General features: G+C 65.7%; 19 protein-coding genes. 8 read left to right on the top strand and 11 right to left on the bottom strand.

The window, feature by feature from the left end; translation table 11 throughout:
- The first annotated feature begins 158 nt into the window (after positions 1-158).
- Together AC0VX0_RS06820 and AC0VX0_RS06825 are read left to right on the top strand one after the other, a co-directional pair.
- Entirely contained in the window at positions 159-662 is a 504-nt protein-coding gene (locus AC0VX0_RS06820) for a redoxin domain-containing protein (RefSeq protein ID WP_020624684.1), read from the top strand.
- Between the two features lie 367 nt (positions 663-1,029).
- A complete protein-coding gene (locus AC0VX0_RS06825; RefSeq protein WP_136940210.1) occupies positions 1,030-1,299 on the top strand; it encodes a nucleoside/nucleotide kinase family protein in 270 nt (89 codons plus the stop codon).
- Positions 1,300-1,421: 122 nt separating this feature from the next.
- Here AC0VX0_RS06825 and AC0VX0_RS06830 read toward each other — a convergent pair whose 3' ends face one another.
- Both AC0VX0_RS06830 and moaA read right to left on the bottom strand, forming a co-directional pair.
- Positions 1,422-1,658 carry a MoaD/ThiS family protein gene (locus tag AC0VX0_RS06830; protein ID WP_020625377.1) on the bottom strand — a complete coding sequence of 79 codons (237 nt, stop codon included), beginning with the start codon at positions 1,656-1,658 and terminating at the stop codon, positions 1,422-1,424.
- Between the two features lie 2 nt (positions 1,659-1,660).
- Complete coding sequence (gene moaA, locus AC0VX0_RS06835; protein WP_043279905.1) at positions 1,661-2,719, bottom strand: GTP 3',8-cyclase MoaA; 1,059 nt, start codon at positions 2,717-2,719, stop codon at positions 1,661-1,663.
- Between the two features lie 221 nt (positions 2,720-2,940).
- Between moaA and AC0VX0_RS06840 the strand changes: the two genes are divergently transcribed.
- The 3 genes from AC0VX0_RS06840 to AC0VX0_RS06850 are packed head-to-tail and all read left to right on the top strand — an operon-like array spanning position 2,941 to position 4,579.
- Positions 2,941-3,534 carry a molybdopterin-dependent oxidoreductase gene (locus tag AC0VX0_RS06840; RefSeq protein WP_067115756.1) on the top strand — a complete coding sequence of 198 codons (594 nt, stop codon included), beginning with the start codon at positions 2,941-2,943 and terminating at the stop codon, positions 3,532-3,534.
- A complete protein-coding gene (locus AC0VX0_RS06845) occupies positions 3,534-4,292 on the top strand; it encodes a ferredoxin reductase (RefSeq protein WP_043279907.1) in 759 nt (252 codons plus the stop codon). The genes AC0VX0_RS06840 and AC0VX0_RS06845 overlap by 1 nt, the downstream gene beginning before the upstream one ends.
- The gene (locus AC0VX0_RS06850; protein WP_020625381.1) at positions 4,289-4,579 is read left to right on the top strand and encodes a DUF6510 family protein; all 291 of its coding nucleotides are present in this window, start codon (positions 4,289-4,291) and stop codon (positions 4,577-4,579) included. Before AC0VX0_RS06845 ends, AC0VX0_RS06850 begins: the two co-directional genes overlap by 4 nt.
- Here the strand turns inward: AC0VX0_RS06850 and AC0VX0_RS06855 are convergent.
- Entirely contained in the window at positions 4,549-5,187 is a 639-nt protein-coding gene (locus tag AC0VX0_RS06855; RefSeq protein ID WP_043279902.1) for a TetR/AcrR family transcriptional regulator, read from the bottom strand. The genes AC0VX0_RS06850 and AC0VX0_RS06855 overlap by 31 nt on opposite strands.
- A 400-nt stretch (positions 5,188-5,587) precedes the next feature.
- On the opposite strand from AC0VX0_RS06855, the gene AC0VX0_RS06860 reads away from it, so the two are divergent.
- Entirely contained in the window at positions 5,588-6,079 is a 492-nt protein-coding gene (locus AC0VX0_RS06860) for a hypothetical protein (RefSeq protein ID WP_020625383.1), read from the top strand.
- Positions 6,076-6,831 (top strand): helix-turn-helix domain-containing protein, encoded by a 756-nt coding sequence (locus tag AC0VX0_RS06865; RefSeq protein ID WP_101966172.1) that lies wholly within the window; start codon positions 6,076-6,078, stop codon positions 6,829-6,831. Before AC0VX0_RS06860 ends, AC0VX0_RS06865 begins: the two co-directional genes overlap by 4 nt.
- Before the next feature lie 2 nt (positions 6,832-6,833).
- On the opposite strand, the gene AC0VX0_RS06870 is transcribed toward AC0VX0_RS06865, so the two are convergent.
- From AC0VX0_RS06870 to AC0VX0_RS06895, 6 genes are all read right to left on the bottom strand, one after another.
- Positions 6,834-7,520 (bottom strand): RraA family protein, encoded by a 687-nt coding sequence (locus AC0VX0_RS06870; RefSeq protein ID WP_240739669.1) that lies wholly within the window; start codon positions 7,518-7,520, stop codon positions 6,834-6,836.
- A 12-nt stretch (positions 7,521-7,532) separates the two neighbouring features.
- Positions 7,533-8,168 carry a peptide-methionine (S)-S-oxide reductase MsrA gene (gene msrA, locus AC0VX0_RS06875; protein WP_475432457.1) on the bottom strand — a complete coding sequence of 212 codons (636 nt, stop codon included), beginning with the start codon at positions 8,166-8,168 and terminating at the stop codon, positions 7,533-7,535.
- The gene (gene msrB, locus AC0VX0_RS06880) at positions 8,165-8,641 is read right to left on the bottom strand and encodes a peptide-methionine (R)-S-oxide reductase MsrB (protein WP_020625393.1); all 477 of its coding nucleotides are present in this window, start codon (positions 8,639-8,641) and stop codon (positions 8,165-8,167) included. Before msrB ends, msrA begins: the two co-directional genes overlap by 4 nt.
- Before the next feature lie 126 nt (positions 8,642-8,767).
- Positions 8,768-10,216: a cysteine--tRNA ligase gene (gene cysS / locus AC0VX0_RS06885; protein ID WP_070708717.1), complete on the bottom strand. Its 1,449-nt coding sequence runs from the start codon at positions 10,214-10,216 to the stop codon at positions 8,768-8,770.
- Positions 10,217-10,219: 3 nt separating this feature from the next.
- Entirely contained in the window at positions 10,220-11,083 is an 864-nt protein-coding gene (locus AC0VX0_RS06890) for a DNA-3-methyladenine glycosylase family protein (RefSeq protein ID WP_070708718.1), read from the bottom strand.
- Positions 11,084-11,090: 7 nt separating this feature from the next.
- A complete protein-coding gene (locus AC0VX0_RS06895; protein ID WP_020621642.1) occupies positions 11,091-11,465 on the bottom strand; it encodes a VOC family protein in 375 nt (124 codons plus the stop codon).
- Positions 11,466-11,542: 77 nt separating this feature from the next.
- On the opposite strand from AC0VX0_RS06895, the gene AC0VX0_RS06900 reads away from it, so the two are divergent.
- On the top strand, positions 11,543-11,980 hold the full coding sequence (locus tag AC0VX0_RS06900) for a MarR family winged helix-turn-helix transcriptional regulator (RefSeq protein WP_020621643.1): 438 nt from the start codon (positions 11,543-11,545) through the stop codon (positions 11,978-11,980).
- Here the strand turns inward: AC0VX0_RS06900 and AC0VX0_RS06905 are convergent.
- The gene (locus AC0VX0_RS06905) at positions 11,970-12,323 is read right to left on the bottom strand and encodes a hypothetical protein (RefSeq protein ID WP_070708719.1); all 354 of its coding nucleotides are present in this window, start codon (positions 12,321-12,323) and stop codon (positions 11,970-11,972) included. The genes AC0VX0_RS06900 and AC0VX0_RS06905 overlap by 11 nt on opposite strands.
- Entirely contained in the window at positions 12,320-13,345 is a 1,026-nt protein-coding gene (locus AC0VX0_RS06910) for a helix-turn-helix domain-containing protein (RefSeq protein WP_101966225.1), read from the bottom strand. Before AC0VX0_RS06910 ends, AC0VX0_RS06905 begins: the two co-directional genes overlap by 4 nt.
- Positions 13,346-13,358: the final 13 nt, after the last annotated feature.

The raw sequence follows: 13,358 nt of genomic DNA on the forward strand, positions 1-13,358 counted from the left end.
CCGGGTGAACGATGGTGCAATCACCGAGGAAAGAGGCGCCAGATGACTGGCATTGAGACTGAAGCACACAACTTTCATGGCAACCGACTTCCCCCGTCAGAAGCCGCCCGCGTCGCACCCACCGATGCGGCCGCTCGGACCGTTCTTGCGAGCCTCTGATGTCGTTGCTGCGTGGTGGTGATGCGTTCCCCGCCCTCGAGCTGGTCGAGGTGGGAGGCACACGCCGAACGATCCCGGCCGTATTCGCCGGGCAGTACGGCGTGGTTCTCTTCTCTCGCGGGGCAGGCTGCCGGCCTTGCGTGGAGCAGCTGCGTGCGTTCCAGCGCGGCCTACGACGCTTGTCCGCCGCGGGTATCGCTGTCGTCGCGGTGACTGCGGACGAGGAGCCGATAACCGCGGAGCTCGTGGCGCGCTATGGGCTGACTTTTCCGATCGGACACAGCACCGATGTGGGGCAGATCGCGGCCGCGACCGGAGCGTTCGTCACCGTGGACCCGCCGCAGTTGCAGACAACCGGATTCGTGCTGGATCCCGATGGGACGGTCGTGATCAGCGTGTACTCCTGCGGAACGTTGGGACAACTCGTTCCCGACGATGTCCTCGAACTCATCCGGGAGTTGCCTCAGCATGCGGATGCGAATCGGAAGCGGGCAGACCGATGAAAACCATCGATGCCATCTCGAGAGCGCGGATGCAGACCGCTGCGAGAGCAGTCGGCAAGGATGTGCGCAACCAGAACAGGATGCAGACACATCCTCTCTTGATCGTTCCGCCGGAGAAGCGACGTTGACCTCGTCTCCGAACGCCTCAGGTGCCACTGGGACAGCCGTCTGGGAGGAGCTCGCTCAGGAGGTCCTCAGCAGAAACCCACGCGGCCGGATACTCGTCGCCATCGACGGCGTGGACGCTGCAGCCCGCATGCACTTCGCCGACGCCCTGGCGGCAGCGCTGCGTGCAGTGGGACGTCACGCGACTCGTCTCAGCGCGGCCCCGTTCACGGACGATGACGCCGTCCGAACCATACTGCGCATGTTCCGCCACAACGGACCTGAGAGCGAGCTCGCTGCCGCGCCTGAGGACAGGATGCTGATTGTCGACGGTTGGTCACTGCTGCGCTCTAGCCTGCGCTCGGCGTGGCACTTCACCGTCTTCCTCGACGGCGGTGAGCCGGCGCACCCAGACACCCATGAACGGCATCTCCGCTACATGCGCGAGGACATTCCACGCGAATCATCCGATGCCGTGTACGAGGTGAGCGACAGCATGCATCCCCAACGCTTGTACTTCGATTCCTGCTGAGACAAGGATCTGGGCAGCACCGCGGTCGTCTCACGTAAGAGGATGGCAGCGCAGGAGACGAATGCAGTTCACGACACGTGGACCCCCGCGGTGGATCGGACCTCAGCCGCTTGTGGTTTGGCTCAGCCGCCGGAGAACGGGGGCAGCACGTCCACCTGCGCGGAGACCGGTCGCGCGGGATCGCGTGAGGCGATGCCGTCGACGAGGAATGTCCCCTTTGCGATCACCGGCTCGAGTGCCGGGTGAGCTGTGAGGAGCGCGTCCTTCGCCTCTCCGAGGGTCGTCGCCTCGACGTGCTCTTCTTCGCAGCCAGCCGCTTCAGCGGCGGCTGCGAAGTATCGGACGAGTATGCGTGACATCGTCAGCCTCCGATCGCTCCCATGGAACGGGCCGGTCGACGAAAGCTCTTCTCTTCCATCCCGTGCCCAGCCTGTTTGTCCCACATCGTCGCCCGCCAGGCGTCGGCGATAGCGGCATCGTCTGCTCCACTTCGCAGCATCGTGCGCAGGTCTGTCTCGTCGTCTCCGAACAGACAGGAACGTACCGAGCCTTCGGCTGTCAGCCTGGTTCGGTCGCACGCGTCGCAGAAGCTGCGTGTGACGGACCCGATGATGCCGACGGTGGCCGGGCCTCCGTCGACGAGCCACTCCTCTGCGGGAGCGGACGGGTCTTCACGCCCGGCCGGGGTCAGCCGGTATCGGCGTCCGAGCACAGACAGAAGTTCTTCGGCGGAGACGAGGTGGTCTCTGCGCCATGTCTGATCTGCATCCAGCGGCATCTGTTCGATGAACCGCAACCGCACGCCGTTGGCAAGCGCCCACGCCAGCAGGTCGGGCGCATCCGCGAGGGTCTCGCGCAGCGCCACCGCGTTGATCTTGATCGGGCTGAGCCCTGCGTGCTGTGCCGCCTCGATCCCCCTGAGCACGGCAGGCAGGCGATCGCGTCGGGTGACAGCGGCGAAATGCTCGCGGTCGATCGTGTCCAGCGACACGTTGATCCGCGTCAGTCCAGCCTCCACAAGCTGCGGCGCCTTGCGGTCGAGGCCGATCCCATTGGTCGTCATCGACACCGGCAGGCCGGGCACGGCTGTCGTCGTCTGGCGCACGATCTCGACCAGATCAGGTCGCGTAAGCGGCTCGCCGCCGGTAAAGCGCACCTCACGGACTCCGAGATCGTGGACGGCTATGGTGACCAGACGCGCGATCTCTTCCGGAGTCAGCAACTCCCCGCGAGGGACGATGGGCAGGCCTTCCGCCGGCATGCAGTATGTGCAACGCAGTGAGCAGGCGCTTGTGATCGATACGCGCAGGTCTCGCGCGATGCGCCCGAACCTGTCCACGAGAAACGGTGTCTCGGGTCGGCCGACCGTCGAGCGCGCGCGATGGCGAACGGTCGGCATGCCGAGCGCAACAGGGCACATGGTCACAGACTTCTTCTCGATGCTTGCGGGGGGGGGGGGGGGCGAGGTCGCCCGGTGGGGCGTCCTGTTCCACAGTGTGGTCGGCACAGTGGCCCGTTTTCACGCCGGGGACTCATCACCTGCAGTCATGGGCAAGTTCCGCGCAGGACCAGGCGATCAGCGAGAGAGCTCCCGCAATATCGTCGGTGGTGTACAGCCAGAGAAGACGGAAGGGGCGATGTATGTCGTTCACTACTCGCGGATTCGCGGGACGCCGGCGTGGACCCGATGATCAGCTCCCTCCGGGACAGACGCTGTTCGACAACTGGCCGGTGCTCACCGCCGGTCCCACCCCCTATGTCGATACCGAGACGTGGGATTTCGCCATCCTCGATGAAACCGGTACCGAGCATCACTGGAACTGGGAGCAGTTCCTGGCGCTCGGTGCCGAGGACATCACGGTCGACATCCACTGCGTCACGCACTGGTCCAAGCTCGACATGGCCTGGCGCGGGGTGAGCCTGGACAAGCTGTTCGAGAACGTCGAGACATCCCATGACTACGTCATGGCGCACTCCTACGGCGGCTACACCACGAATGTGCCGCTTGAGGATCTCCTGGATGGCAAGGCCTGGATCGCGACCGAGGCCGAAGGCGCACCGCTCGACGCAGAACACGGCGGGCCGGCACGTCTCCTGATCCCGCATCTGTACTTCTGGAAGAGCGCGAAGTGGGTCCGGGCATTGACGATGATGCCGACGAACGACCCTGGGTTCTGGGAGCAGAGCGGCTATCACATCTACGGTGATCCGTGGAAGGAAGAACGCTACTGGTGATGGAGCAGACCCGGCTCGCTCCGCTTCGCCCCCGCGTGAGGCCGTCGTGGTTCGTCGCCACGGTTTCGGAGGTGCGTCCAGAGACGCCGACTGCGGTTCGGCTGGTGCTCGATGTCCCGGGGTGGCCGGGGAGCGAGGCGGGCAGCCATCTCGATCTGCGACTGACCGCTCCGGACGGCTACCAGGCGACACGTTCGTATTCGATCGCATCCTCCGAGACGGGCGGAACGATCGTCCTTGCGGTCGATGAGCTGCCCGATGGCGAGGTGTCTCCGTTCCTCGTCCGTGAACTGCGCGTCGGTGACCAGCTCGAGGTCCACGGACCGCTGGGATCGTTCTTCCTCTGGCGCCCGGGACAGAGCCAGCGCCCCGTGCAGCTCATCGCCGGCGGGTCAGGTGTCGTGCCCCTCTACGCGATGGCGGCGTCTCATGCGGCCGCATCCGATCCCGTTCCGTTCCGGCTGCTGTACTCGGTGCGCACCCCGGAGGACGTCTACTTCCACCAGGAGTTCCTCGAGCTGTCGGACGGGTCGTTCGCGATCGACCTCGTGTACACGCGACGAGCGCCAGCTGGGTGGCAAGATCCGGTCGGACGGCTCACAGAGTCGACTATCGCGGCGCGGACGCTCCCTCCGGAAGACCGCCCACGCATTTTCGTGTGCGGTTCGACAGGCTTCGTCGAAGCCGTCGCGCCGTGGCTCGTGAAGCTCGGCCATGCGCCGCAAGACATCCTCACCGAACGATTCGGAGGCCTATGATGACCAGCCACCTCGACGGGAACATCCTCGCCGGGACTCTCGCGGATTTTCTCGTGCCCGATGCAACGATGATCGAAGGACGGTGCGGAGGCTGCGGGCGCGTCGCGCCCCTTGGCGAGGCAATCGTGTATCCGGACGCCCCGGGGCTGGTCGTACGCTGCAAGACGTGCAGCCACGTGCTGGCGACGATCATCGACGCCGGTGAACGCCTCTTCCTCAGCTTCGCGGGGATGACCGCGTTCGCGATGAGGCGGGATCAGGCTGAGGAGTCGGTCTCAGTCGCGTAGGCCCTGAGCTGTGCGATAGCCATGTCGAGAGCGGCACGCATCGGATAAACATCTCGACTCGCCTTCGCCAGAAGATAACCTCCCTGCAGTGCCGATAGCAGCCCAATGGCAAGCGCTCGCGAGTCCGCATCGCTGCGCAACACGCTGCGTGTCTTCAGCCTCTCCACGGCATCGATCAGCATCTCCAGCCAATCATCGAAGTGGGCAGCGATCGCCCGGCGGGCATCCTCATTGTGGTCTGCGATCTCGTTCGCCAGAGACCCGAGCGGGCACCCGTACGCGCCGTCGCGTAGCGCGTTGCGTTCGACGAGTTCATCCCGCCACAGCTCGAACCCGCGTAGGGATTCCACGCGTCGAAGGCGCCGGCGCTGCTGCGTCAGGACGTCCTCCGCCCGGGTCTCGATGACTTCCTTCACGAGTGCGTCCTTGTCGGCGAAGTGCTGATAAACCTGAGACTTCGATGTCGCGCTGGCGGCTCGGACGTCGGCGAGGGTCGTCGCCGCAACGCCTCGCTCATACATCAACTGGTTCGCTGCGTCGACGATACGCGCCCTCGTTGCCGCCCCTTTCGGCGTCAACCGGCGCGCACTCGTTCCGTCGGCAGTCACGCCTCCAGGGTAGTCTCCTCCGTCCGCAGGACTCGAAGTCGTCCGTCACGCGATGCCAGCCCGGCCGGCCCAGTGAAGTCCAGCGGAGCGGGACGCTCGCATCTCACACCTTCACAATAATGGACCTCGGAGTCCTTATCCAAGTCGATCCGAAACACCTATGGCGATCCAAGCGTCCTGCTTTTCAGACCTGCTACACCTCTCGTCAATCGACGTCCCGCTCATACTTTGGTCTGGCGAGTCCTTTTCTGTCGTCGTAGGCTAGTGGTCATGATGTGCGGGAAGCCACGCGGCTCACGGATCTTCCGTGTGCGCGAGAAAGTCCGAGCCGAGGGCTCGGTGCGGCTGCCCACGCGCGCCCGTCGAGAACGTTGCGCGCTCCGCAGGAGAGGGGCGTTCGGTGGACCTGCCGGTCAAGCTCGGTGACGCGCAAGAGTTTCTGATGCTCGTTCCCTCGCCTCTTGCGGAGCGGGTGGCTGAGGACGAGCGCCTGGTCGTGGCGGCCTATCGGTTTCGTAGGGGCCTGGGCATCCGGGCTCGACGGGCGTTGGCCTCGCGTATCGAGCATGAGGTGACCGCCGCGCTGCACATCGTTCGGCCCGGAACGGTGGTGGTGGCGTTCGACGGTGCCGGCACGATGTCTCGGGCCCGAGTACACAGGTTGGCGACGGGCGTAGTCGGTGAGGTGAGCAGGAGCGCCACCAATCTCGTCGGCGCGGACACGACCGTGATTGGAGTCGTGGTGATGTCGCCGACCGAGCGAGATCTCGCCGCCGCGTGCGTGCGGCATGTCGCGGAGCAGCCACCGCACCGGGGCGACGGGCTCGTCTTTCACGCCAGCGACCTCCGCCGGGCGAACATCTATGAGCTGATCGAGGAAGCAGTCCTGTGACGACGGTCAGCTCTCCCCGTGGTCGCAGCGAGGACTACCTGTTAGTCATCTACCAGCGTCGGAACGCCTCGGTCCTGTCGCTGCAGGGGCGGGACACCGAGCTGACCCCCGGGAGCATCGTCGTTGTCCCCCGCTCGACGGTGGAGAGCGCGATGCCCACCGAGGATGCCGATCGCATGATTGTCGAGGTGCCGTTGGGTGTGGTGGGGTTGACGGCGGATCAGGTCGCTGAGGTCTCGGGTGTGGACCTGCAGGAGCGGACCTCGCTGGCGGCGCTGCTGCGGTCCGTGCTCGGGGGCGTGATGGACTCCGAACTCAGCCTTCGCGACGAGGTGGACGTGTTCGCGCCCGTCGCCGACCTGCTGAAAGTCACCCTGCTCAGCGCCCTCACTCCCGACCGCGCCACGACCCGGTATCCGCTGGCCGAGCAGATCGTCACCTACGTGCTCGACAACCTCACCGACCCCGGTCTCGGAGCCGCCCGGATCGCGAAGGACCTGCACGTGTCCGAGCGTCTGCTCTACGCAGAGATGTCCCGCGCGGACATCAGGCTCGCGCAGCTGATCCGGTCCCAGCGCCTGCGTCGCGTCCGCGACGCCCTGACCGCACCGGCCACCATCGACGTCCCCATCGGCATCCTCGCCCAACAGCACGGATTCGTCTCCGCCAGCCACTTCAGCCGCATCTTCCGCGAAGAATTCGGCACCACACCCCGCCAATGGCGCAACAACACCACACCACCGGGACCGTGAGGTCACCGCTCGCGCGTCAAGCCTTCGTTGCGACCTTCCCGCGCGATCAGGTCACGGGACGCGCTGTCGTCGGCACGGACCTGATGGGCGGTCTCAAGCACTTCGTCGATGTCGCTGTCGGGGATGACGACGGCTCCCGATGAGTCGCAGAAGATGTACTGGCCCGGATAGATGCCCACTCCTTCGATGACGACGGGAATATTTGCCTGAAACGGCGTGACCACTGCTCCACCCCAGGCGACGGCCTCTCCCGAGCACCATGCGGCGAACGGTTCCGCGGCCAGTTCGTCGAAGTCGCGAAGGCGTCCGTCAGTTAGGACGCCGGCGAGGCCGACGTTGGTCGCACGGGAGAGCTTCGTTCCACCGGCGAGAGACGTCGAGCTGTGGCCGTTGCTGGCCATCACGAGGACCGTGTTGCCGGGATTGGCTGGTGATCCGTCGACGGCCTGGTGGAACAGCCGTCCGAAGGTGTATTCCTCCGGGTCAAGTATGGCGTGGCAGGTCGGGAAGAAGGAGATCGTCGCGACGCGCCCGAACAGGATGCGTTCGGGTGCCGGGCTGACGAGCCCGGTGATATGGGCGCGGTGACGGTGCTTCCGGCCGAGCGCATCGGTCAGGTCTGCGCATGTGAGGACTGCGGCTGACGCTGCGCGACGTCGCTCCACCGCGTTGTCTTCATCTTCGTTCACGGTCGTTCCGCATCATTCCTCCGTCACTGATGACGCGGGGGCGTGCCACCGGCTCAGCGGTGGCACGCCCCCACGTGGACATGGTCGAACGGAAGCCTCGGTCGCCTGGATGCGGCGGGGCAGGACCCAGCCGGCACGAGGGTAGTGGCAGTTGTAGCCGTTCGGATACCGCTGGAGGTAGTCCTGGTGCTCAGGCTCGGCCTCCCAGAACGGGCCGGCGGGCTCGATCGTGGTGACAGCCGATCCTGGCCACAGACCGGAGGCATCGACGTCGGCGATCGTCTCCTTGGCGACCTGCTCCTGCTCGGGGGTGAGCGGGAAGATCGCCGACCGGTAGCTGGTGCCGATGTCGTTGCCCTGACGGTTCAGGGTCGACGGGTCGTGGATCTGGAAGAAGAACGCCAGGATGTCCCGGTACGTCGTCTTCGATGGGTCGAAGACGATCTCCACGGCCTCGGCGTGGCCGGGGTGGTTGCGGTAGGTGGCGTGATCGTTCTGCCCGCCGGTGTATCCGGCGCGGGTGCTGATCACGCCCGGCTGCTTGCGGATGAGCTCGTCCACGCCCCAGAAGCAGCCGCCGGCCAGGACGGCCGTCTCGGTGCCGGGTGTGCGGGTGACCTCTCCGGTGTCGTGAATTCCACTGGTCATGATGCGTGCTCCTTCGTGGTCGTGGTGGTGGTCTCGAACAGTGAGCGGAACTCTCCATACCCCTCGGCCTCCAGGTCGGAGACGGGGATGAACCGCAGCGCGGCGGAGTTCATGCAGTAGCGCAGGCCGCCGGCGTTCGCGGGGCCGTCGTCGAAGACGTGCCCGAGGTGGCTGTCCGCCCCGGTAGAGCGGACCTCGGTGCGGGGCATCCAGAGGGATCGGTCCGTCTTCGTGTGAACGGCGTCAGCGACGACCGGCTTGGTGAAGCTGGGCCATCCGGTTCCGCTGTCGTACTTGTCGGTGGATGAGAACAGCGGCTGTCCGGAGACGACGTCCACGTACAGGCCGTCCTCGTGGTTGTCCCAGTACTCGTTGCGGAAGGCCGGCTCGGTGCCGTCCTTCTGGGTGACGCGGTACTGCTGGTCGTTGAGGCGGCTCAGGGCCTCAGAAGTCTTGCTGTAGTCGTGCGACACGATGTCCTCCTTGTTCGGCGCCGCTGGCTGCGGCGTCACTGTTGATAACGCCGGGGTGACGCGGTTTGGTCCCGTGAGCCTGGGAGTGGGCTGTGACTTCAAGAATCCTCCTGTTGTTGTTCCGGGCTATGAGGTATGGCCTTCGGTGAAGCCCCATGTCGTACCTGACTGGCTGTCGTTGAGCACGATCCCGGCGGCGTCGAGTTCGTCACGGATACGGTCTGCAGTGCGGAAGTCTCCGGCCGCACGTGCCTGGGCTCGCTGGTCGAGCGCCTGTGCGATCAGGGCCTCCAGTGCGCGCTCGGCGCGCGGGGGTGTGGCCGTTGATTCGTCCCACGGGCTGTCGCGCGGGTTGATGCCGAGGACGTCAGTCATGGCGAGCACCGCATCCAGCGTGTCGGCACCGGTCCGCGCGTCGTGCTGGGCGAGGGCGGTGTTGCCCCGCCTGACTTCGTCATGGAGGACCGCGAGTGCCATGGGGATGTTGAGGTCGTCATCCAAGGCGTTTCGGAATGCGACCGGCAGCATGTCCGCGTCCGCCGCGCGCCTCGAGTGGTTGGCGCTCCGGGTGATGAAGTCTTCGATCCTGCGCATCGCCGCCGCGGCGGATCGCAGGGCGGAGTCGGTCAGTTCCAGGTTCGACCGATAGTGGGCCGATCCGAGGTAGTAGCGCAGGTCGAGAGGACGCATGTGCTGCAGTAGCTCGTCGAGGGGTGTCGCGTTGCCGAGGGATTTGCTGATCTTGTCGCCGCCGGACGTGACCCAGCCGTTGTGCATCCAGTAGCGCGCGAATCCGTATCCGGCGGCACGGGACTGCGCCTGTTCGTTCTCATGATGAGGAAAGCGCAGGTCGAGCCCGCCACCGTGGATGTCGAAGCTCTCTCCCAGGTAGCGGAGAATCATTGTCGAACAGCTCAGATGCCATCCGGGGCGTCCCGGCCCGTAAGGCGAAGCCCATGCCGCAGGAGCAACGATCTCCTCGCTGGCCCCCGCGTCCGGGGGAGCCGACTTCCAGAGCGCGAAGTCGCGAGGGTCACGTTTCTCTGTTGCCTGATCGGTATGTTCGTCTCCGCGGAGAGTGCCGTGCTCCTGTGAGGTCAAAGACCCGTAGCCGGGCCATGATGAGACGTCGAAGTAGACGTCCCCCGCTTCCCCTCCCGCTCGGTACGCGTGGCCCCGGGCGATCAGCCGGTCGATGAAGGTAAGCATCTCGGCGGTGTGCCCTGTCGCGCGCGGCTCGATCGTCGGCGGCAAGATACCGATCTTGCGATAAGCGTCGGCGAACGCCCTCTCATGACGAGCCGCCCACGCCCACCATGGAACGCCCGCCGTCTGGCTCGCGGCAAGAATCTTGTCGTCCAGGTCGGTGATGTTTCGCACCAGGGTCACGTCGAGCTCGTGGCCGATCTGGAGCCATCGTCGCAGCTGGTCGAAGACCACTGCGGATCGGAGATGACCGACGTGCGGCGGAGCCTGAACAGTCGGACCGCACAGATAGATGCCGACGTGGCCCGGTCGCAGGGGCGCGAACGTGCGTAGCGATGACGTTCCACTATCGAAGAGCCGTAACGTCATCGATCAGCCCATCTCACGGGTGCGCTGCTCTCGGAGCGCACGGAGGTGGACGGCGGCCCAGGAGCGGAAGGGGCGCCAGCGTTCCGCGACCTCCTCGAGCACCGAGTCGGGCCCGTACTGGTAGGAGATCTCGGCGTAGAGGCGGCGTTCCGCGCGCGGAAGGATGTCCTGGGCGTTGGCGCCGCGGATAAGGATGAGGTCCGTGGCGAACGGGCCGATGCCTGTCACCGTGAGCAGGTCGCGGCGAGCCGATTCTTCGGGCATCGTTCGGAGCCGAGGACCGTTGAGCAGCCCGGTGAGTGCGGCCTCTGCGACAGCTCGGAGATACTCTGGCTTCCGACCGGGTAGGTCTAGTTCTTCGGCGTCGATGGCGCGGATGAGCGCATCGGGCGCGGGAAACACCCCGTCGTTGCCGTGCGCGACGATAAGGTCGCGGCGGAGTCGGGCAGCGACCGGGACGCGGGTGCGCTGCGACAAGACGCACCAGGCTGCGGCTTCGTACGGGGAATGGAAGCCGCACGGGCGATATCCGGGGAGCGCCCTTTGGGCGGTGGCGACGATCGGGTCGCGATCGCCGACGGCCGGCCATTCCCGCGCGTCCACATCGAGAGAGAGGAAGCGCCGCACCTGCTCGGCGGCTGCGGTCAGATCGCCCGGGCCGGACAGACCGATCTGGGCGCTCTCCCCGCTCTGGGTGACGTGGGCGGATACGGACGTCCAGTCGTGCTCGCTCACAAAGCGTGCGGAGAGGACGTCCGGGTCGCCGCCGGACTCGATCGCGGTAGGGGTGAACTCTTCCCAGAACCGCTTGCTGGTGCGCAACGACCACGGCCCGAGCACTGGGACCGAGAGGGTGTGCTGCGCCATGGTGGTGTTAGGCGCGGGCGTGGATGGTGACGACGTAGCCGTCGGGGTCTCGGAACGAGAACTGCAGGCCGAACGGCCCCTCGACCGGTTCCTGCACGATCGCCACTCCCGCGTCGACGAGTCGTGCGTGCACGCGTTCCGCGTCATCGTTGCGGAACCAGACGCCGATGCCGGCGCCGAGCTGAGGGATCGCGTCGAGATCCACGCCCGGGAACGGGTCGCGGACGGCGAACGCGGTTCCTTCTGCGGAGAAGACGGTCGCTGCCGGGTTCGAGTCTGGGAGCCGTGTGAGTCCGACGAGCTTGTCGTAGAACTCCGCGGAGACGGCGCGGTCCCGCACCTGGAAAGAGATGAAGCCCGGGCCGGTGGTTGTTGCTGCCATGAGCAAGCTCCTGTTCTGTTCAATAACGCCAGTGTCAATATCCTGACACTCAGTGGAGTGTGTGTCAAACTATTGACATGGATGCATTGGACCGGAGCCCGGAGTCGTTGGGGGTGTTGATCAAGGAGACGCAGTCGCTCCTGAACCAGCGAATGGACGATCGGCTTCGCCCGCTCGCGCTGAGTGTGCCGCAGTACGCGTGCTTGACCGCCTTGCAGGACACGCCAGGTATCACGAGCTCCGAGCTCGCCCGACGCGCGTTCGTGTCCCGTCAGTCGATGAACGTGCTGCTCCAGGGACTGGAGAAGCGGGGGCTGGTGACCCGCTCGAGTGATCCTGGACCCCGGCGAGAACGGAGCGTGGTGCTGAACGACGCCGCAGAGCTCCTCCTCGAACGCGCGCATGAGGAAGTGTCCTCGGTTGTTCAACGCATGACGATGGAGGTCGAGCTGGTGGAGCGCGCCCGTCTTTACGAGCTTCTGGCCCGTTGCCGAGACGCCCTGCTCATTCCTTGACAGCATTGTCAGGCCCGGGGAGCTGGTACCGGCCGACGGCTGTGTAGGAGCCGCGGCGGAAGCGCAGACCAGTGATCCGCTCATCTTCGACGAGCCAGCGCAGTTCGTAGCACGCTCGGTAGTCCGGCGGCCAGAAGGAGCAGAACTGCCCCTCTGCATCCACGTACCACTCCCCCAACGTGGGTCTTCCGTTCTCGACATACACGGTCTTGCCGTTCTCGGCGAATGCCTGCGTCGCCCCGTCCTCGTACAGGATCGATGCGGCCGTCAGCGCGCGAGGGATATCCGATGCTCGAACTTCCTCCGCGTCAACGACGGCGAGATCAGACAGCGGCTCGTTCATCCGTACGTCTCCTCTGGTCTGATCTGCTGCGGGAGATCCAGTCGACTCTCGTCCTGGATCTCATCGGGGCGAGGTGTGGTGTTGTTGCGCCATTGGCGGGGTGTGGTGCCGAATTCTTCGCGGAAGATGCGGCTGAAGTGGCTGGCGGAGACGAACCCGTGCTGTTGGGCGAGGATGCCGATGGGGACGTCGATGGTGGCCGGTGCGGTCAGGGCGTCGCGGACGCGACGCAGGCGCTGGGACTGGATCAGCTGCGCGAGCCTGATGTCCGCGCGGGACATCTCTGCGTAGAGCAGACGCTCGGACACGTGCAGGTCCTTCGCGATCCGGGCGGCTCCGAGACCGGGGTCGGTGAGGTTGTCGAGCACGTAGGTGACGATCTGCTCGGCCAGCGGATACCGGGTCGTGGCGCGGTCGGGAGTGAGGGCGCTGAGCAGGGTGACTTTCAGCAGGTCGGCGACGGGCGCGAACACGTCCACCTCGTCGCGAAGGCTGAGTTCGGAGTCCATCACGCCCCCGAGCACGGACCGCAGCAGCGCCGCCAGCGAGGTCCGCTCCTGCAGGTCCACACCCGAGACCTCAGCGACCTGATCCGCCGTCAACCCCACCACACCCAACGGCAGTCGGAAGAAGTCCCCGATGACTCCTTCGTCGAAGGCGTGGACGTAGGGGCTCGTGCTCGGGTAAACGACGATGCTGCCCGGGGTCATCACGGTCTGGTCATCGCCACGGCGCAGCATCGACCGGTTGCCGCGCTGGAAGACCACGAACAATGACTCGTCGTCGTCCGACATGATCATCCGCTGGGGACGCATAGCGAGGGCAGCCAGCGAGGGCACCGTCTTGACGGACAACGCTCTCAGCTGCCCGATGTCTTGGTAGGACACGTTCACATGCGCCTCGCGGCCCTGCGGGTCGAGAGTCAGGTCCGTCTGGACGAGGTTCTCGCAGAGCATCGTGCGGATCGTCTCCACGCGGTCACGTGGATCGATGCTGCGCGAGTCCCATGTCTGCTGCATCATTACAGCCTCCGCC

This window comes from Micrococcus sp. iso_26 (assembly GCF_056172975.1).